The organism is Bacillus sp. AFS029533 (genome assembly GCF_002585125.1).
In the GTDB taxonomy this organism is placed as follows: Bacteria; Bacillota; Bacilli; order Bacillales; family Bacillaceae_G; genus Gottfriedia; species Gottfriedia luciferensis_B.
On record NZ_NUQC01000038.1, the window covers coordinates 1 to 18,710 of the forward strand.

The 18,710-nt window shown below is 34.6% G+C and carries 18 protein-coding genes, 1 tRNA gene, 1 other RNA gene and 1 other annotated feature; of the genes, 13 read left to right on the top strand and 7 right to left on the bottom strand.

Annotated features, from left to right (window positions below; genetic code table 11):
- Positions 1-23: 23 nt before the first annotated feature.
- Positions 24-983, bottom strand: coding sequence for a YaaC family protein (locus COE53_RS18930; protein ID WP_069033999.1), 960 nt, complete (start codon positions 981-983; stop codon positions 24-26).
- A 115-nt stretch (positions 984-1,098) separates the two neighbouring features.
- Here COE53_RS18930 and guaB point away from each other — a divergent pair, with 115 nt between their 5' ends.
- The 5 genes from guaB to serS all read left to right on the top strand — a co-directional run bounded on the left by guaB (position 1,099) and on the right by serS (position 7,239).
- On the top strand, positions 1,099-2,562 hold the full coding sequence (gene guaB / locus COE53_RS18935; RefSeq protein WP_069034000.1) for an IMP dehydrogenase: 1,464 nt from the start codon (positions 1,099-1,101) through the stop codon (positions 2,560-2,562).
- Positions 2,563-2,653: 91 nt separating this feature from the next.
- Positions 2,654-4,003, top strand: a complete 1,350-nt coding sequence (locus COE53_RS18940; protein WP_069034001.1) for a serine hydrolase — start codon at positions 2,654-2,656, stop codon at positions 4,001-4,003.
- Between the two features lie 133 nt (positions 4,004-4,136).
- Positions 4,137-5,021 carry a pyridoxal 5'-phosphate synthase lyase subunit PdxS gene (gene pdxS / locus COE53_RS18945; RefSeq protein WP_056471238.1) on the top strand — a complete coding sequence of 295 codons (885 nt, stop codon included), beginning with the start codon at positions 4,137-4,139 and terminating at the stop codon, positions 5,019-5,021.
- 12 nt (positions 5,022-5,033) lie between these two features.
- The gene (pdxT, locus tag COE53_RS18950) at positions 5,034-5,621 is read left to right on the top strand and encodes a pyridoxal 5'-phosphate synthase glutaminase subunit PdxT (protein ID WP_069034002.1); all 588 of its coding nucleotides are present in this window, start codon (positions 5,034-5,036) and stop codon (positions 5,619-5,621) included.
- Between the two features lie 50 nt (positions 5,622-5,671).
- Positions 5,672-5,897 (top strand) — a binding site (T-box leader).
- A gap of 67 nt (positions 5,898-5,964) precedes the next feature.
- Positions 5,965-7,239: a serine--tRNA ligase gene (gene serS, locus COE53_RS18955; RefSeq protein ID WP_069034003.1), complete on the top strand. Its 1,275-nt coding sequence runs from the start codon at positions 5,965-5,967 to the stop codon at positions 7,237-7,239.
- A 51-nt stretch (positions 7,240-7,290) separates the two neighbouring features.
- On the opposite strand, the gene cstA is transcribed toward serS, so the two are convergent.
- The 3 genes from cstA to COE53_RS18970 form a co-directional block, all read right to left on the bottom strand.
- A complete protein-coding gene (gene cstA, locus COE53_RS18960; protein WP_091024976.1) occupies positions 7,291-9,084 on the bottom strand; it encodes a carbon starvation protein CstA in 1,794 nt (597 codons plus the stop codon).
- Positions 9,085-9,219: 135 nt separating this feature from the next.
- Positions 9,220-9,954 carry a LytR/AlgR family response regulator transcription factor gene (locus COE53_RS18965; protein ID WP_069034004.1) on the bottom strand — a complete coding sequence of 245 codons (735 nt, stop codon included), beginning with the start codon at positions 9,952-9,954 and terminating at the stop codon, positions 9,220-9,222.
- A 3-nt stretch (positions 9,955-9,957) separates the two neighbouring features.
- The gene (locus COE53_RS18970) at positions 9,958-11,709 is read right to left on the bottom strand and encodes a sensor histidine kinase (protein WP_091024974.1); all 1,752 of its coding nucleotides are present in this window, start codon (positions 11,707-11,709) and stop codon (positions 9,958-9,960) included.
- A 231-nt stretch (positions 11,710-11,940) separates the two neighbouring features.
- On the opposite strand from COE53_RS18970, the gene COE53_RS18975 reads away from it, so the two are divergent.
- Positions 11,941-12,033, top strand: a tRNA-Ser gene (locus tag COE53_RS18975).
- A gap of 178 nt (positions 12,034-12,211) precedes the next feature.
- Here COE53_RS18975 and COE53_RS18980 read toward each other — a convergent pair.
- The 3 genes from COE53_RS18980 to COE53_RS18990 all read right to left on the bottom strand — a co-directional run bounded on the left by COE53_RS18980 (position 12,212) and on the right by COE53_RS18990 (position 14,227).
- A complete protein-coding gene (locus COE53_RS18980) occupies positions 12,212-12,889 on the bottom strand; it encodes a deoxynucleoside kinase (RefSeq protein ID WP_091024972.1) in 678 nt (225 codons plus the stop codon).
- The gene (locus COE53_RS18985) at positions 12,886-13,527 is read right to left on the bottom strand and encodes a deoxynucleoside kinase (RefSeq protein ID WP_069034007.1); all 642 of its coding nucleotides are present in this window, start codon (positions 13,525-13,527) and stop codon (positions 12,886-12,888) included. Before COE53_RS18985 ends, COE53_RS18980 begins: the two co-directional genes overlap by 4 nt.
- A gap of 106 nt (positions 13,528-13,633) precedes the next feature.
- A complete protein-coding gene (locus COE53_RS18990; protein WP_069034008.1) occupies positions 13,634-14,227 on the bottom strand; it encodes a cysteine hydrolase family protein in 594 nt (197 codons plus the stop codon).
- Between the two features lie 82 nt (positions 14,228-14,309).
- On the opposite strand from COE53_RS18990, the gene tadA reads away from it, so the two are divergent.
- From tadA to COE53_RS19025, 7 genes are all read left to right on the top strand, one after another.
- Positions 14,310-14,783 (top strand): tRNA adenosine(34) deaminase TadA, encoded by a 474-nt coding sequence (gene tadA, locus COE53_RS18995; RefSeq protein WP_084006904.1) that lies wholly within the window; start codon positions 14,310-14,312, stop codon positions 14,781-14,783.
- Positions 14,784-14,867: 84 nt separating this feature from the next.
- Positions 14,868-15,132, top strand: an RNA gene (gene ffs, locus COE53_RS19000) — signal recognition particle sRNA large type.
- Positions 15,133-15,253: 121 nt separating this feature from the next.
- Entirely contained in the window at positions 15,254-16,939 is a 1,686-nt protein-coding gene (dnaX, locus tag COE53_RS19005) for a DNA polymerase III subunit gamma/tau (RefSeq protein ID WP_069034009.1), read from the top strand.
- Positions 16,940-16,959: 20 nt separating this feature from the next.
- Positions 16,960-17,286 carry a YbaB/EbfC family nucleoid-associated protein gene (locus COE53_RS19010; RefSeq protein WP_175403497.1) on the top strand — a complete coding sequence of 109 codons (327 nt, stop codon included), beginning with the start codon at positions 16,960-16,962 and terminating at the stop codon, positions 17,284-17,286.
- A gap of 12 nt (positions 17,287-17,298) precedes the next feature.
- Positions 17,299-17,895, top strand: coding sequence for a recombination mediator RecR (recR, locus tag COE53_RS19015; RefSeq protein WP_056471203.1), 597 nt, complete (start codon positions 17,299-17,301; stop codon positions 17,893-17,895).
- 23 nt (positions 17,896-17,918) lie between these two features.
- Positions 17,919-18,146: a YaaL family protein gene (locus tag COE53_RS19020; RefSeq protein WP_069034010.1), complete on the top strand. Its 228-nt coding sequence runs from the start codon at positions 17,919-17,921 to the stop codon at positions 18,144-18,146.
- Between the two features lie 124 nt (positions 18,147-18,270).
- Entirely contained in the window at positions 18,271-18,537 is a 267-nt protein-coding gene (locus COE53_RS19025) for a pro-sigmaK processing inhibitor BofA family protein (protein WP_084006905.1), read from the top strand.
- The last annotated feature ends 173 nt before the right edge of the window (positions 18,538-18,710 follow it).

The window sequence follows — 18,710 nt, forward strand, 5'->3', positions numbered from 1 at the left end:
TTAGGCTGATGTTTTTTTGTTTATTATGTAGTTAAAAAACGATGAATTAAATAAGGAATTTTTTGTTCCGTTGTTGTTAAAAATTGGTTTATCAAAGGATAATCATCAGTAGAATAAGTCTGTAAAAGTTCACACCACCAGTCAGTTTCATAGCGACAAATCATACTCAAGTTATATAAAAGTAGATAGTGGTAAAGAATTTCAGGTAATAATAAAAGCGCTTCCTTTTGTGATTTTATAAAATAACTTTGATTTAATATATTAAAATAAAATGGCGCTTTATTTAAAATTTTATCAGGAAAATTTGACTTAATTTTAATTTGCTTTTGATTCTGTTCAACAATTACAATATCTATTGAAGCTTGCTTTGATTGAAGAAATGAAATAAAACGTTCTGAAGTAAAATGATAGGATGACAAAATTTGTTCAGGTAAAGTAATTACATCATGATCAACAGTAGTTGGGAAAAATAAATTTCCTTTTTTGGTAATTTTAAGGATTTTATTTAATTCTGGTATTGATTGTAAAAGCTGAAGCATTGTAAATTTTTCGTTTTCTAAATTATTAAGATTAAATAATACTTTAGAAGCATGAGTAAATAATCCATTTTTTTGGATTTTAACTTCGTCATCAATAAAAGAATATCCTACTTTTTTTATTTTTCTTGAGGTAACACCATGAGCCAGAATTGCAGTGGTACTCGGGTAATCAGGATCTACGGTAAGTATGCAAGCCTTTAATAATTGTACTAGCCCATAAAACAGTAATGTAGGTTTTACATTAATTTGAGAATTTTGAGCTGCATGAAAATAACTTTTTCCATGCTCAATATAATATAAAAATGGATAAGCATTACGAAAAGCCTTTGTTTTTTGTTCCTTGGAATTAGTACGTTCATATTTTGTTTGAAGATAGTTTTTTGAATATTGCGCAGAGCTAAAATAACATAGCTCATCCCATACATTACTATACGAGTATAACATAAGAGGGGAACTCCTTATTAACTGAATATTTAAACATAATTTGACTTCCTTGACAGTGTTTTATCCTATTGTTAATCTACTAATAATATTTATACGTGTATAGGGGGGCTTTTTTATGTGGGAATCAAAATTCGTAAAAGAAGGACTTACTTTTGATGATGTTTTACTAGTTCCAGCGAAATCTGAAGTACTTCCAAATCAAGTTGATGTAAGTGTGAGATTAACTGAGAAAATTCAATTAAATATTCCATTAATCAGCGCAGGAATGGATACAGTTACAGAAGCAGATATGGCTATTGCAATGGCTAGACAAGGTGGATTAGGTATCATCCACAAAAATATGTCAATTGAAGAGCAAGCTGAACAGGTAGACAAAGTAAAGCGTTCTGAAAGTGGTGTAATTGATGATCCATTCTTCTTAACACCATCTCATAAAGTTGCAGACGCTGAATATTTAATGGGTAAATATCGTATTTCAGGTGTTCCGATCGTAAACGATACAGAGAATAGAAAATTAGTAGGTATTTTAACAAATCGTGATTTACGTTTTATTCAAGATTATTCAATTGTTATTTCAGATGTTATGACAAAAGAAGATCTAGTAACAGCTCCTGTTGGAACTACACTTGCAGAAGCAGAAAAAATTCTTCAAAAACATAAAATTGAAAAGCTACCCCTAGTTAATGAAGACGGTACTTTAAAGGGCCTAATTACAATTAAGGATATTGAAAAAGTAATTGAGTTTCCAAACTCAGCGAAAGATCAACAAGGACGATTACTTGTAGGTGCAGCTGTAGGAGTAACAAAAGATGCACTTCAAAGAGTAGAGTTTTTAGTGAAAGCTAACGTCGATGTAATTGTAATTGATACAGCACATGGTCACTCTAAAGGCGTTATTGAAAAAGTAAAAGAAATTAGAAGTAGATTCCCAGAACTAGCAATAATCGCTGGTAACGTTGCAACAGGTGAAGCAACTAAAGAACTTATTGAAGCTGGAGCAGATATCGTAAAAGTTGGTATTGGACCAGGTTCGATCTGTACTACTCGAGTTGTTGCTGGTGTAGGTGTTCCTCAACTAACTGCAGTTTATGACTGTGCTTCTGTTGCTAGAGAATACGGAGTTCCTATTATTGCCGATGGTGGTATTAAGTACTCTGGAGATATCGTTAAAGCTCTTGCAGCTGGTGGGCATGTAGTTATGTTAGGAAGCATGTTTGCTGGTGTACAAGAAAGTCCTGGCGAAACAGAAATCTTCCAAGGTAGACAATTTAAAGTTTATCGTGGTATGGGTTCTGTTGGAGCAATGGAAAGAGGAAGTAAAGATCGTTATTTCCAAGAAGGTAATAAAAAACTAGTTCCTGAAGGTATTGAAGGACGTGTTCCATATAAAGGCCCATTAGCTGATACAGTTCACCAATTAATCGGTGGAATTAGAGCTGGTATGGGTTACTGTGGTACTGCTACATTAAATGAACTAAGAGATAACGCACAGTTTATTCGTATGTCTGGTGCTGGATTACGTGAAAGTCATCCACACGATGTTCATATTACAAAAGAAGCACCAAATTACTCACTATAATAATTTAAGCAATCTACCTAGGGCAATTACAAGAAATTGTAGTTGCCTATTTTTTGGGAAATAATTGTGTTAAAATGAACAAGTGAAATTAATGGTTGGAGGTAAGACAGTGATTGGAAAGAAAATACTAACAAAATTGATCGTAATAGCATTAGCGATTACGATAATTATCCCAATGAATTTACGACCAGCTGCTGCAGAGGACGTTTTAGATATTAAAGCTAAAGCTGCGATTTTGGTTGATGCAAATTCAGGGAAAATATTATATGAAAAAAATTCAAAAGCTCCATTACCGATTGCAAGTATGTCTAAAATGATGACAGAGTATCTAGTTAATGAAGCAGTAAAAAATGGCAAAATATCATGGGATGATAAAGTAACTGTTTCTGATTATGCTCATAAAATCTCTCAAAACACTGGATTATCTAACGTACCACTTGAATTAGGTGGTCAATACACAGTAAAAGAACTTTATGAAGCAGCTGCTATTTATTCAGCAAATGGTGCGACAATTGCACTAGCAGAAAAAATTGGTGGGTCAGAGAAAAACTTCGTCCAATTAATGAACGATAAAGCAAAGAAACTAGGCCTAGGAGACGTTAAATTTGTTAATGCTACTGGTTTAGTAAATAAAGACTTACAAGGGATGCAACCAGAGGGAACTTCCCTTACTGATGAAAATATTATGTCAGCAAACGGTGTTGCAAAATTAGCCTATAATCTAATTAAAACATATCCTGAAGTACTTCAAACTTCTTCAATTCCAAAGAAAACATTCCAAGAAGGTGGAAAGTATCCTGTAAAAATGGATAACTGGAACTGGATGTTACCAGGGTTAGTATTTCAGTACCCAGGTATGGATGGATTAAAAACAGGTTCAACAGATTCAGCTGGATTCTGTTTTACTGGAACTGCTAAAAGAGATGGTCAACGTTATATTACAGTTGTAATGGGGGCAAATTCTTATAACTCAAGATTTAGTGAAACGGCTAAATTAATGGATTACGGTTTCAGTAACTTCGAAAAAGTTACATTGGTATCAAAAGGTCAAACTGTAAAAGGTAATAAAACAGTTAAAGTAGTTAAAGGTAAAGATAAAGAAGTAAAAGTAGTAGCGAAAGACGACGTTACTTTAGCTATAAAACGCGGTGAAGCTAAAAATTATAAAGCAACTGTCCAATTGTCAGGTAAGTCAATCGATAAGAATGGCAATATTAAAGCTCCAATTAAAAAAGGAACAAAGGTTGGACAAATTGTGGTTAAATCTTCAAAGAATGAAGATTTAGGATTTATCAATACTAATAATCAATCGTACGATTTAGTAGTCGATAAAAGTGTTGATAAAGCAAATTGGTTAGTTCTATCATTCAGAGGAATTGGATCATTTTTCGGGAATTTATGGGATAGCATCGTAGGCGGAATTGGTGGTTTATTTAAATAAATTTCTATATAAGTATATCAGTAATTGTTAAGTTGTCATTTTTTCAGTAAAATAAAAGTAAGGTAACTTTAACTAGGGGATAAGAAATACTAAAATGTTACCAAGTAAGCTTTAATAATGGAGGGGCATAACAATGAATTTAACAGGAACAGAACGTGTAAAACGCGGCATGGCAGAAATGCAAAAAGGCGGCGTTATTATGGACGTAGTAAATGCTGAGCAAGCTAAAATAGCGGAAGCTGCTGGTGCAGTAGCAGTAATGGCATTAGAAAAGGTACCATCTGATATTCGTGCAGCTGGTGGAGTAGCTCGTATGGCTGATACAAGTATTACTGAGGAAATTCTTAACGCTGTTAGTATTCCTGTAATGGCTAAAGCTCGTATTGGACATATCGTTGAAGCGCGTGTTTTAGAAGCAATGGGAGTAGATTACATCGATGAGAGTGAAGTATTATCTCCAGCAGATGATATCTTCCATATTAATAAATCAGATTACACTGTTCCATTCGTTTGTGGTTGCCGTAACTTAGGTGAAGCACTTCGTCGTATTGGTGAAGGCGCATCTATGCTACGTACAAAAGGTGAGCCTGGTACTGGAAACATTGTAGAAGCAGTACGTCACTTACGCCAAATCAATGGTGAAATCCGTAAAGTAGTTGGTTTATCTCGTGATGAATTAATGGTTGAAGCTAAAAACCTTGGCGCTCCATTCGAATTATTACTTCAAATTAAAGAACTTGGTCGTTTACCAGTTGTTAACTTTGCAGCTGGTGGAGTAGCAACTCCTGCTGATGCAGCTCTAATGATGGAATTAGGCGCTGATGGTGTATTCGTAGGATCTGGTATCTTTAAATCAGAAAACCCTGAGAAATTTGCTCGTGCGATTGTACAAGCTACTACTCACTATCAAGATTATGAATTAATCGCTAACCTTTCTAAAAACTTAGGTCCTGCTATGAAAGGTATCGACATGAGACAACTTGCTGCAGCAGATCGTATGCAAGATCGTAGCATTTAAGTTGGTGAATTTATGAAAATAGGTGTATTAGCATTACAAGGTGCAGTTCAAGAACATATAAATGCAATTAAAGCATGTGGTGCTGAAGCTGTTATCGTAAAACGTGTAGAACATTTAGATGGACTTGATGGTATCGTATTACCTGGTGGAGAGAGCACGGCAATGCGTAAGTTGCTTGATCATGTCGGGTTATTAGAACCTTTAAAAGAGAAAATCGAAAATGGTTTACCAGCATTCGGTACATGTGCAGGTATGATCTTACTTTCAAAAGAGATTGCAAATGATGACACGGTGCATCTAGGGGTTATGGATATGGTAGCTGAACGTAATGCCTATGGTAGACAAGTGGATAGTTTTGAAATAAACATCCCAATTAAAGGTGTTTGTGAAGACTACCCAGCTGTATTTATCAGAGCACCATTTATACGTTCCGTATCAGGTGATGCAGAGGTTATTGCAGAACATGATGGTAATATTGTAGCAGTTAGACAAAATCACATGTTAGCAGCATCTTTCCATCCCGAATTAACGAATGATTACCGTTTTATGAATTACTTTGTAGAGATGGTTAAGGAAAAAAGTGCAAATTTAAGTATGTAACTATTGAAAAAAGTAAAAGCTTATAGTAAATTATTATATAATTTAAATTGTCTAAAGCGATGAAAGAAAATAGTAGCAAGTTCTAAATTTATAGAGAGTCGGTGGTTGGTGAAAACCGATAATGAAGACTTGTGAATCCATTCTTGAGCGGGTTACGGAATGCTGTAAGGCTAGTAAGTAACCCCGGTACTATAGTCCGTTAACTATACTAAGGTGGAAGAATTACTTATTAATTCTTCAATTAGGGTGGCAACGCGGGTAGCTCTCGTCCCTTTTATGGGATGAGGGCTTTTTTGTATTCTTTTTTATCCTTTAGACAATAAAAGAATAGGAGGATTTAAAAATGTTAGATATTAAATTATTACGCAGTAATTTTGAAGATGTTAAAGCGAAACTTCAGTTACGTGGTGGCGACATAAGCTATATCGAAAAATTTGAAGACTTAGATTTAAACCGTAGAGAACTACTTGTTCAGGTTGAAGGATTAAAAAGCCGACGTAATGAAGTTAGCCAAGAAATCAGTGTATTAAAGCGTGAGAAAAAAGATGCTGAAGCACTAATTGTTGAGATGAGAGAAGTTGGAGATAAAATTAAAGCTCTAGATGAAGAGATTAGAACTTTAGAAGAGCAACTAGATGCTATTTTATTTACGATTCCAAACTTAGTTAGTGATTCAGTACCAGTTGGATTAACAGAAGACGATAATGTTGAAATACGTAGAATAGGTGAAGTTCGTACATTTGATTTTGAACCAAAGGCACATTGGGACTTAGGTGTTGATTTAGACATTTTAGACTTCGAACGTGGAGCAAAGGTTACTGGTAGCCGTTTTACTTTCTATAAAGGCTTAGGAGCTAGACTTGAACGTGCTTTAATCAGCTTTATGTTAGATCTTCATACAGAGGAGCATGGGTACACTGAAGTACTACCTCCAAACCTTGTAAATCGTGCTAGCATGATTGGTACAGGACAACTACCAAAATTTGAAGAAGACGCATTCCGTATCGAGAAAGAAGACTTTTTCTTAGTACCTACTGCAGAAGTACCTGTAACAAACTATCACCGTGACGAAATTCTTGATGCTGCTCAATTACCGATTGCATATACTGCATATAGCGCGTGTTTCCGTTCTGAGGCAGGTTCTGCTGGTCGTGATACACGAGGACTAATTCGTCAGCATCAATTTAATAAAGTTGAACTAGTGCGCTTTGTAAAACCTGAAGATTCTTATATTGAATTAGAAAAATTAACAGCTCAAGCTGAAAAAGTTCTTCAATTATTAGGATTACCATACCGTGTCATTACATTATGTGCTGGAGATATTGGATTTTCTTCTGCAAAAACGTATGACATTGAAGTTTGGTTACCAAGCTATGATGCATACAAAGAAATTTCTTCTTGTAGTAACTTTGAGGCGTTCCAAGCAAGAAGAGCGAATATACGCTTCAGACGTGATCCAAAAGGAAAACCGGAATTTGTTCATACATTAAACGGCTCTGGTCTTGCAATAGGACGTACGGTTTCTGCAATTTTGGAAAACTACCAACAAGCAGATGGCTCAGTTATTATTCCTGAAGTTCTTCGTCCATATATGGGTGGAAAAGAAGTAATTAAATAAATAAAAAAGCAGAATGTATTTGAGAGGTTCTCAGATACATCTGCTTTTTATTTAGATTGTTTTAACATTAAGTTTATAATTAGGTGTGTTCCACAATTCCATCCATTTTTTAATTGCTGCTATTAAAATTACGACTCCTAAGACTAACATAATGATAGATAAGACGCCATTTAACATACTATACCCTGCTGCATTATGGTTTAGATAAACATTTTTGATCATCCAGTATCCTGCATAGTTTACAGTGATAAAAAGGTAGGCAAGTGGAATTAAACAGGTAAGCATATACCAACGTTTATCAGCTATCTTTAATAGCACTGTTGCCCCTATAATTAATCCAATAGAAGCCATTAGTTGGTTAGATACTCCAAATAATGCCCAGATCGATCCAATATCCCCTGAAAATAAGAGATATCCCCACATAAAGCATGCTAGTGCACTAGCAAAAATTGATCCTGGTACCCAATCTGTTTTCTTTAATGGCTTATAATATTCCCCAAAGAAATCTTGAATTAAATATCGAGCTACTCGAGTTCCAGCGTCAATTGCTGTTAAAATAAATACGGCTTCGAACATAACAACAAACTGGAAGAAATAGGATGCTAAGTGACTAAACCAAGGAATAGATGTAAATATGTACGTCATACCTACCGCCAATGTTACAGCTCCACCAGTACGTCCTTCTAGACTTAATCCAATTTCTTTACTAAGTTCCGGTAAGTGGACAACATTCATTCCTAACGTTTTAAAAACTTCTGGAGTAGAGTTAATTGCAAAGTAGTCTGCTGGCTGAAGTGCAGTAGCAGCGATTAAAGCCATAATACCTACTAAACATTCAACTAGCATAGCACCAAATCCTACAACCTTTATATCGCTCCATCGATCAAGCATTTTTGGTGTTGTACCAGAGCCTACAAATGCATGAAAACCTGAAATTGCTCCACATGCTATTGTAATCGAAATAAATGGCCAAACTGGACCGGCTAAAATAGGTCCCCCGCCGTTAACAAATTTAGTTACAGTCGGAAATTGTATGGAGGGATTAATAATAAATACCCCAATAATGAGTGCAATAAATACACCGATTTTCATAAAACTACTTAAATAGTCGCGAGGTGCCAGTAAAAGCCATACTGGCAAAGCAGCAGCAAAAAACGCATAGATAGGTAGTATGATTGCCAAAGTTCTCGTATCAAATGTTAAAAAATCACCTAAAGCAGTTTCTTGTATTGTCGGTCCCATAAAGACGCCAACCATTAGTAATATAAATCCAATCGTTGAAGCTAACTTTAAATTGCCAGTTTTTTTATATAGTAGCCCTACACCCATAGCAATTGGTATTGTGATTCCAACTGCAAATGTACCCCATGGATTATTTTCAAGCGCATGTAGAACAACCATTGAAAGTCCGGCCATTGTAATTGTAATAATGAAAAGCATAGCTAGTCCCGTACAGAAGCCTGCAATTGGTCCAAGCTCTTCTTTTGCTACTTCTGATAGTGACTTACCTTTCTTTCTCATTGAAGCATATAAAACGACTGCATCATGTACCGCTCCACCGATTACAGCACCAATTAATAGCCATAGCAGACCTGGAAGATATCCAAATTGAGCGGCCAAAATTGGACCTACTAGTGGGCCAGCTGCTGCGATTGCAGCAAAGTGATGACCAAAAGAAACCCATTTGTTAGTAGGAACATAATCCTTACCATCATTTAACTCATGTGCTGGAGTAGGAATAGAATCATTTAATTTAAGTACCTTCACAGCCATAAATGTTCCGTATAGACGATATGCAATCATCAAAATACACATAGAAGCAATAACTATTGTAACCGCATTCATTTTATTTAATAAGCCTCCCTTGTTTCTTTTTATTTACACTCATTTTACTTTATGAAAATTAAATTTTTGAATTTTCAATGTAAGACGCAATAAAAATAGGTTGAGAAGCATGAATGGATTATTGAAATACAAGCTTTATAAATTAAAAAGTTGTTTAAGTTCCTTTGTGTACGTCCGACTAACAGGTACTTTTTCACCATCATTCATAATTAAATTATATGTGGAATTAAACCAAGGCTGAATTTCAATGATTTTATCTAAATTGACAATATAGCTCCGATGGACACGGGTAAATGATGTATTTTGTAGCTTTCGCTCTAAGTTGATTAAAGGCTCATTTATTCGATAAGTCATCTTATCAGTAACGACACTTGTTTTACCTTCTTGTGTAAAAATGTAGATGATCTCTTCGAACGTTATTAAAAGAATTCTTTCATCAACTGAAATAGCCAATCTATCTTGTTTTAAAAGAGGGGGATTCTTTTTTAGCTCAGTCTTAATAGATTTCATACTTAGCTTTGCTAATTTTTCAATAGTCTTTTGAATTCTTATTTCATCAAATGGTTTTAAAATATAATCAATCGCATGTAAATCGAATGCATTTAAAGCATACTCATCATAAGCTGTTGCAAAGACGATTGCAGGTTGATGGCTGAGATCCTGCAGTTTTTGTGCTAATTCTAATCCACTTTCGTCAGCTAACTGGATATCTAAAAATACAACGTCGACGTCTTCTAGTTGAATGAAATCCAATGTACTTCTAATTGAGTCCGCTTCACCGACTATTTCGACTTCCTTGCTTCTTTTTAGTAAATAAGCAAGTTCGTCCCTTGCTAATGGTTCATCATCTACAATTAGTGCTTTTAACATTAATTATCCCTCCATTACTTCTTTCATTAATGGGATTCTTATCGATACTTTCGTTCCAGTGTTCAGATCTGATTTTATTTGAAAATATTCTTTTTCCCCGTAAATTTCTTCAATTCGTTTTTTTATATTCCATAACGCTGTTCCAGTTCCCTCTTTCGACTGTATTGTTTCGTTCCCAATTGTATTTAGTAACTCTGGTGAAATCCCCTTGCCATTATCTTCGGTGATGAGAATCATATCATTATTGAACTCATATGCTTGCACAGTTACCTTTAAAATTTTTTCCTTTGAAAATGCATGTCGAATCGAATTCTCTATAAGTGGTTGAAGTGTAAAAGGGGGGATTTGAACCATTTTTAAATGAGGTTCTATTTGGAACTCAACATGGAATTTAGAAGGAAACCTAGTTTGTTCAATGGTTAAATATGCTTCTACATGTTCTAATTCCTTTTCTAAAGTGACTAAGGTCTGTCTTGCCCCTTGTAAGTTATTTCGGAAAAAAGTACTTAAATGAATTAATAACCTTCTAGCTTGATCAGCATCTGTTCTAATTAAACTAGAAATTGTATTTAAAGAGTTGAACAGGAAGTGGGGATGCATTTGTGCTTGTAATGCTTTTATTTCAGCATCTTTCACTAATTTTCGCTGTAGTTCAGCCTCTGCTAATTCCAATTGGGTAGAAAAAAGTTTAGATAATCCGTCTGCTAGTTCTTTCTCAACTTTATCTAGTTTGTTGGAATCCGTGTAATATAGCTTTAAAGATCCAACTGTTTTATTTAAAGCCTTTAGCGGCAATACGATGGCCGCACTTAAAGGGCAATCCATATGAAAGCATTGAATTTCATCTTTTGAAGTAGCAATAATAATATTTCCCTCTTTTAATGCCTTCTTAGTTAGTTTTGTTGCTAAACTATTCATTGGTTCATGGTGATCTGAACCTGCACCCACGTGAGCAAGTACGCTATTGTGATCAGTAATCGAAATTGCATCTGCCTTGGTTAATTTAAAAATAATTCTTGCCGCTTCATTACAAGAATGTGGGGTTAGTCCCTGTCTAAAAAATGGTAAAGTTTGCTCTGCAATATAGAGGGCTTTGTTTGTTTGAAGCGCGCGCGTTTTTTCTTCTTCCTGTAAAATATTTTGGATGATTAATATAAATATAAGTGTACCAAATCCATTTATTAGAATCATTGGAAGAGCAATTACTTCAACAAGATGAAGAGCTGACCAAAATGGTTTTGCGATTAAAAGAATAATCCCCATTTGAACACATTCCATAATTATTCCAATTGATACTACACTCCAAAGGGATTTGTTTTTCTGTATCCCAAATTTTTGTCTAAGCAGTCCTGTAACTACTCCCGCTACGATTGTAGAAATAGCACATGCATATGCAGTAAATCCACCTAATGTTAGACGGTGTAAGCCTGCTATTAATCCGACTCCTAAGCCAACAATCGGGCCACCAATTAGACCACCAATGGCTACTCCCATAATTCTTGTATTTGCAATTGCATTATTACTTGCTACATTAAAGTGCCATGACTGAGACATAATTGACTCATGATAAATATGAACACCAGTATAATTACTAATTACACCAAAGGCGCCAAATATAACAATTAGGATCATTTTTGCTCCAAAGGAGTGTTCATTTTGAATGATTTGTCTAAATGACTTCATCCTTGAAAGTAAAAAGGCGAGTATAACGAGAATACCCACTCGTTCCAACATCAGCGGTATAAGTTCAAACATTTCTCTCTCCTTAAAAATTTCTAATGTTTTTAAATAGTAGTACCATTATAAATACAAATGAATTTTCTGTATATTTTTTCTGCTTATAAAAAAGCCGTATATTTTATTAGTAAGATGACAATAATACCTGTTGTAAAAAGTTAGTTTTATTACCGGAAAAAAATTGTAATATTTTTTAGAAGAATGCTTGACCATGTATTTTTCATATGGTATTATAAATCTTGTCAATACGGAGTAATACCCAAGTCTGGCTGAAGGGATCGGTCTTGAAAACCGACAGGGGTGTAACAGCCCGCGGGGGTTCGAATCCCTCTTACTCCTCCATTTTTTAAATTAATAGAGTGCATATATATTGTAGACTCGTTACATTATTGTAACGAGTTTTTTATTTGTTTTTTTGACATTATACAGTAAAACGACAAAGAAAAAGCTGCAAACTTTAACTGATACAGTTTGCAGCTTTTATATATATATTTACTAAATAAGATGAATGTCTTACTTTTTATGATCTAGATTTCATATATTTTTGTGAATGATTTAGTACGTTTCCAATCTTCTTAACGATTTCTTCTACAGAAGATTCATTTTTAATTAAATCATACTCGCTAATACTTAAACGAAGTACAGGACAAGCATTAAAGTTATTAATCCAGTTTTCGTAACGTGTATTCATTTCTTTCCAATATTCAATAGGAGTTTGTTGCTCCATTGGACGTCCACGCTCTTTAATTCGCTCAACGACTTCATCGAATGTTCCCTCTAAGTAAATTAATAAATCAGGAGCTGGGAAATAAGGTGACATAACCATAGCATCAAAAAGGCTAGTATATGTTTCGTAGTCTACTTCACTCATCGTTCCTTTTTCGTAATGCATTTTCGCAAAGATGCCAGTATCCTCATAAATTGAACGGTCTTGTATAAATCCACCGCCGTATTCAAACATTCTTTTTTGTTCTTTGAATCGCTCTGCTAAGAAGTATATTTGTAAATGGAAGCTCCAACGAGCAAAATCTTGATAAAATTTATCTAGGTATGGGTTTGTATCTACTTTTTCAAATGATGTACGAAAGTTTAGCGCATCTGCAAGCGCATTGGTCATAGTAGATTTCCCTACACCTACTGTCCCAGCAATTGTAATAACTGCATCGTTTCGTATTCCGTATTTTTCACGTAAATTCATATACTTCTTAGCTCCTTTTGTAAGGTGTTTTCTAACGACTCTAGTATCATCGCTAAATCTCTCGGGTTATTAACGAAGTCAATTTGATCACCGTCAAATTTTAGTACTGGAATTTCAGGGTATTTAGCTTGAAATTCTTTCATGTGTGTCTCGTAATCTTCAATTAACTGAAGTAGGTACTGGTCCTCGATCAATTGTTCGAATTCTCTACCACGAAGTTGAATACGCTTTTGTAGCGTCTCAAGGCTTGCCGTTAAGTAAATAACCACATTTGGCTTTGGCATATCCTCAGTTAATATTTGATATATTTTTAAATATTTATCATGCTGCTGGTCTTTTAATGTTCTGCTAGCAAAAATTAAATTCTTAAGGATGTGGTAGTCTGCAACCACTGGAATCGATTTATTAAGAAACATTCTGTCTATATCTTCTAATTGTTTAAATCGATTACAAAGGAAAAACATTTCTGTTTGGAAACTCCACTCTTCAATGTCCGTATAAAACTTACCCAAAAAAGGATTTTCATCTACAATTTCTTTTAATAGTTCATAATGAAAGTGTTCAGAGATCGCTTTGGATAGAGATGTTTTTCCGACACCGATTGGTCCTTCTACTGTTATAAAAGGTACACGTATCATCTCTTGTCCTCCTTACTAGTCAAATTCCGTATCATACTCAAAAAACATACAGAAACTATTTTAACATACTGTAGTCAGACGGAATACAATTTTAAAATTTTTCCAATTACTGATAATTGTTGCTCACTAAATGATCGATCATTTCTTCGATTTCTTGAGTTTGAATAACCATAGCATTTAAAATGTCCTTCATCATATAAATTGCAACTTTCTCATCATAATCAGTAACCGAGGAAATTGCATCTTGAGGTATAATTAAGTTATAATCCCGCATAAATGCATCATTTGCTGTAAAAAGTACGCAACGATTTCCCGCAACCCCTACAATAACCAAATGGGTAATATTTAATTTTTTAAGTAATTCATCTAAATTTGTTAAGTAAAAACCTGAGTAGTTAGGCTTAAAGATAAAATAATCTTCCTCATTTGGTTGTATATGCTTTATTAATTCGTAGCTTAAAGGATTGAGGCAATGCTTAATAAGTTTTTCTTGAGTCGGGTTTTCGATTTTATAATGATCATTAACATATATAGTAGGAAGTTTTTTGTTTTTAAAAATGTCTCTTATGTAATTTATTTTCGGAACCATATGGATTGATTTTTCCGCAAGAACACTTCCATGTTTAAATGTAAATGAGTTGATTAAGTCGACAATTAATAATGCAGGCAACTGCTTGTCTTTTTGATTTGAAGAATTCAATCGGCTTCACTCCAATCTATGTTTAGTTTATCTACTCGTAAAAAGAATATTTGTTTGTTAAAGAAATAAAGAGGTGTAAAGTTTGAATAAAGATGAGTTTTATATGAAGTTGGCAATAGAGGAAGCACTAAAAGCAGAGCAAATAGGGGAAGTACCTATTGGAGCTGTATTGGTTTACAACGACCAAGTCATTGCACGAGGTTATAATTTACGTGAAACAAAACAAACAGCTTTAGGTCACGCAGAAATGAGTACAATAGAAGATGCGTGTAAAGTCATTGATTCTTGGCGGTTAGAGGAAACAACTCTATATGTAACACTGGAACCTTGTCCAATGTGTGCGGGCGCTATCATTCAATCAAGAATACCAAGAGTCGTTTTTGGTGCAAAAGACCCGAAGGCAGGCTGTGGAGGATCCATCTATAATCTTTTGCAAGAAGATCGATTTAATCATCGTTGTGAAGTTAGTTCGGGTATATTAGAAGAAGAATGTGGTAAATTATTAACGAATTTCTTTAGAGAGTTGCGATCTAGAAAGAAAAATTTACCTTCATAAGGACAAGGATTGATTTTTTATTTCGGTTCGTATATACTTTAACTACCGCTTCAATCAGCGGTTTAAAATTAGGTTTTAACTTTGCCGTGCTAGGTGGGGAGGTAGCGGTGCCCTGTACTCGCAATCCGCTCTAGCGAGACTGAATTCCACTCCGAGGTGTATCTATTTCAGGGTCTGCCTTAAATAAGTGGTGTTGACGTCTGGGTCCTACGCAACGAGAACTCATGAACCTTGTCAGGTCCGGAAGGAAGCAGCAATAAGTGAGCCATCTCGTGTGCCGTAGGGGTGCCTGGGCCGAGCTAACTGTTTAAGTAACGCCTGGGGTAGTGCATCGACGAGTGGTGCACGGCAGTAACTTTATAAAAACTCACTCAATTTTGAGTGAGTTTTTTTGTTTTCTTTAAAATATTTTCCATCAAATCATTACATAGGGTATAATAATGATGACTTTGTAAGAAGGAGGAAACCAATTGACTTATCAAGCATTATATCGTTTGTGGAGACCGCAGCAATTTAAAGATGTCGTGGGTCAAGATCACATTGTACGAACGTTACAAAACTCCCTTCTTCAGCAAAAAGTATCACATGCATATTTGTTTACAGGTCCGCGTGGAACAGGTAAAACGAGTACAGCAAAAATCTTTGCAAAAGCTTTGAATTGTGAACATGCACCTACTAATGAACCTTGTAATGAGTGTGCCATTTGTAAAGGAATTACTGATGGATCAATTTCAGATGTAATTGAGATCGATGCTGCATCAAATAATGGTGTAGATGAAATACGTGATATTCGAGAAAAAGTTAAATATGCTCCTTCTGTAGGCGAATTTAAAGTGTACATAATAGATGAGGTCCATATGTTATCAATAGGGGCTTTTAATGCATTATTAAAAACATTAGAAGAGCCTCCAAGTCACGTTATCTTTATATTAGCTACTACTGAACCACATAAAATACCTTTGACCATCCTATCAAGATGTCAACGTTTTGACTTTCATAAGATAAGTGCTCAAACGATTTCAGATCGATTGACAGTTGTATTGAATCATCAGCAAACAGCAATTGAACCAGAAGCTTTGATGATGTTATCTCGTGCAGCTGAAGGTGGAATGAGGGATGCGTTAAGCATTCTGGATCAAGCTATCTCATATAGTGATGAATCCATTTCATTAGATGATGTTTTAGCGGTAACAGGCACAGTTGCTCAAGAACGTTTAATATCCGTTGTTTCAGCAATAATAGATGGTAATGTTTCAGTTTGTTTAACTAATATTGAAGAACTATTAAACCAAGGGAAAGATCCAGTTCGGTTTATTGAAGATTTAACAGTCTATTATCGAGATATTCTATTATATAGGCATTCGCCAAGTACGATTGAATTACTTGAGAGAGCAACACTTAGTGATCAATTTAAAGAGCTTTGCGATGCATACAATGACGAGTTAGTTTATCAGATTATCGCTTCATTAAGTAAAAGTCAGCAAGAAATGAAATGGACTAATCATCCAAGAGTTTTACTTGAGGTGGCAATTGTACAACTTTGTCAAAAGGCTTCTGTGAGCGGTATCGGTAAAAAACAGGACGAGCTGACACCATTAATTAATAAAATTAACGCTCTTGAAAAAGAAGTGAAATTTTTAAAGGAAAATGGTATTACAGTAAGTGGAACGAATGATTCCTCTACTAGTCCAAAACCGAAATCGACTACATCTCGTTCAAAAATACCAAGTAGTTTAATACAAGGTGTATTAAGAGCTGCTTCTAAACCAGAAAAAAATAAAGTTTTAGCAGTTTGGACATCACTTCAAGATCAATTAAGGCAACAAAATAAGGTTTCTACTGCGACATTAGTCTCATATGGTGAAGTTGTGGCAGCTTCTTCCGAACAGTGTATTGTTGCTTTTAAATCAGAGACAATCTGTGATCTAATCAATAATAATGGTGAACAAGAGCACTTAACAACGATTAATCAAACATTATCAAGTTTATTAGGTGCAGAAATGAGTATGTTAGCAATTCCCGAAGAAGATTGGAGATCGACTAGGGATTCATTTTTAAATACAACAAAACAAAAAGAGACTTCAACAGAAGTTTCACCAATTGTGCAAGAGGCAATCAATCTTGTTGGTGAAGATTTAGTAATTATTAAAGAATAACTATATTGGAGGAAATGAAAATGATGCGTGGCGGAATGGGCAATATGAATAATATGATGAAACAAATGCAAAAAATGCAAAAACAAATGGAACAAGCACAAAATGAATTAAACGAGCGTACATTTGTTGGTACAGCTGGCGGTGGAATGGTAACTGTAACAGCTAATGGATTAAAACAAATTGTTGATGTTACGATTAAGGAAGATGTAGTAGATCCAGAAGATATTGAAATGTTACAAGATTTAGTTTTAACTGCAACTAATGATGCTATTAAACAAATTGAAGATGCAACAGCTAAAACAATGGGGCAGTTTACTAAAGGAATGAATATTCCAGGATTATTTTAAAGGGTAAGACATATGCATTACCCTGAGCCGATATCCAAATTAATAGATAGTTTTATGAAATTGCCAGGGATTGGTCCCAAGACGGCCGTGCGACTGGCGTTTTTTATGTTAGATATGAAGCAAGACGACGTGTTAGACTTTGCAAAATCAATGATAGATGCGAAAAGAAAACTACTTTACTGTTCAGAATGTGGCCATATAACTGATCAAGATCCTTGTTATATTTGTAGTGATCAACATCGAGACCGATCTACGATTTGTGTAGTGCAAGATACGAAAGATGTTATTGCTATGGAAAAAATGAGGGAATACCAAGGGTTATATCATGTACTTCATGGTGCAATTTCTCCTATGGAGGGAGTTGGACCTGAAGACATTAAAATTATGGAATTATTGAGCAGATTAAAAGATGATGTAGTACAAGAAATTATTTTAGCTACCAACCCGAATATAGAGGGTGAAGCAACTGCTATGTATATTTCTAGGCTATTAAAATCTACGGGTATAAAAATTACTCGAATCGCACATGGTCTACCAGTAGGCGGAGACTTAGAATATGCAGATGAGGTTACACTCTCGAAAGCTCTGGAAGGTAGAAGAGAACTTTAGAAACTGATTAATGGAGAGAGACCATGGGTTTTTTTCGAAAAAAAGGAAAGATTCGTAAAGAATTTGATGAAAAGTTAGTTGATAAACTACATGACTATAAAGATATTTACTTGAGTCAGGTCGAGTTAATGGAAAGAAGTGTAGATCCACCAGATGATCTATTAATCCATGTTAAGCTTTATCAAGCTAAGTATTTCTTCTTATTAAAAGAAGCAAAGGCTAGAAATGTTTTAATAACAAGAATGAAATAGGTAAAAGAGTTTATTGTTTAGGCAATAGGCTCTTTTTTTTATTAATGTTTTTTGTCATTGATTAGTTCCTTTTCTCATACAATCTTAGTAAAAGGTGTACAAGTTATATGAGGGGAGTTTTTTTGTGGTGAATAGTATTATTATGATTTCAGTTGTATTGTTTGTAATCTTATTTCTATTATTAGTAGGTCTACCAGTAAAAGCTTTAAAACTAATTAGCAAATACGTATTAAGAGGCATTGTATGTGTCATGATTGTCTTTATACTGAACTATGCTTTAGCTTCAAATAATTTTCATATTCCAATTAATACTGTTACTTGTGCATTCTTAAGTGTATTAGGTGTTCCAGGTATTGTAGCGTTAAGTGTAATTGGCATTTATATCGTTTAAAAAATATATATAAAAAGTTTTAAAAAAACTGTTGACCATTTATCGAGGGGATGTTATATTTATATACGTCGCTGATGGCGATAACAAAAAAAGAAAAAAACAACTGTTGACAGATTTTGTCGAAGATGATAAACTGATTAAGTTGTTAAAAAACAAGATGATCTTTGAAAACT

What these genes read in the sequence shown, in the direction of transcription:
- COE53_RS18965 (WP_069034004.1), bottom strand. Translation starts at nt 9,954, where the DNA reads ATGTTAAAAGCACTAATTGTAGATGATGAACCATTAGCAAGGGACGAA.
- COE53_RS19020 (WP_069034010.1), top strand. Translation starts at nt 17,919, where the DNA reads ATGGGTTTTTTTCGAAAAAAAGGAAAGATTCGTAAAGAATTTGATGAA.
- COE53_RS18970 (WP_091024974.1), bottom strand. Translation starts at nt 11,709, where the DNA reads ATGTTTGAACTTATACCGCTGATGTTGGAACGAGTGGGTATTCTCGTT.
- pdxS (WP_056471238.1), top strand. Translation starts at nt 4,137, where the DNA reads ATGAATTTAACAGGAACAGAACGTGTAAAACGCGGCATGGCAGAAATG.
- recR (WP_056471203.1), top strand. Translation starts at nt 17,299, where the DNA reads ATGCATTACCCTGAGCCGATATCCAAATTAATAGATAGTTTTATGAAA.
- guaB (WP_069034000.1), top strand. Translation starts at nt 1,099, where the DNA reads ATGTGGGAATCAAAATTCGTAAAAGAAGGACTTACTTTTGATGATGTT.
- COE53_RS18930 (WP_069033999.1), bottom strand. Translation starts at nt 983, where the DNA reads ATGTTATACTCGTATAGTAATGTATGGGATGAGCTATGTTATTTTAGC.
- COE53_RS19010 (WP_175403497.1), top strand. Translation starts at nt 16,960, where the DNA reads ATGATGCGTGGCGGAATGGGCAATATGAATAATATGATGAAACAAATG.
- pdxT (WP_069034002.1), top strand. Translation starts at nt 5,034, where the DNA reads ATGAAAATAGGTGTATTAGCATTACAAGGTGCAGTTCAAGAACATATA.
- serS (WP_069034003.1), top strand. Translation starts at nt 5,965, where the DNA reads ATGTTAGATATTAAATTATTACGCAGTAATTTTGAAGATGTTAAAGCG.
- cstA (WP_091024976.1), bottom strand. Translation starts at nt 9,084, where the DNA reads ATGAATGCGGTTACAATAGTTATTGCTTCTATGTGTATTTTGATGATT.
- COE53_RS18980 (WP_091024972.1), bottom strand. Translation starts at nt 12,889, where the DNA reads ATGAATTTACGTGAAAAATACGGAATACGAAACGATGCAGTTATTACA.
- COE53_RS18940 (WP_069034001.1), top strand. Translation starts at nt 2,654, where the DNA reads ATGGTTGGAGGTAAGACAGTGATTGGAAAGAAAATACTAACAAAATTG.
- COE53_RS18985 (WP_069034007.1), bottom strand. Translation starts at nt 13,527, where the DNA reads ATGATACGTGTACCTTTTATAACAGTAGAAGGACCAATCGGTGTCGGA.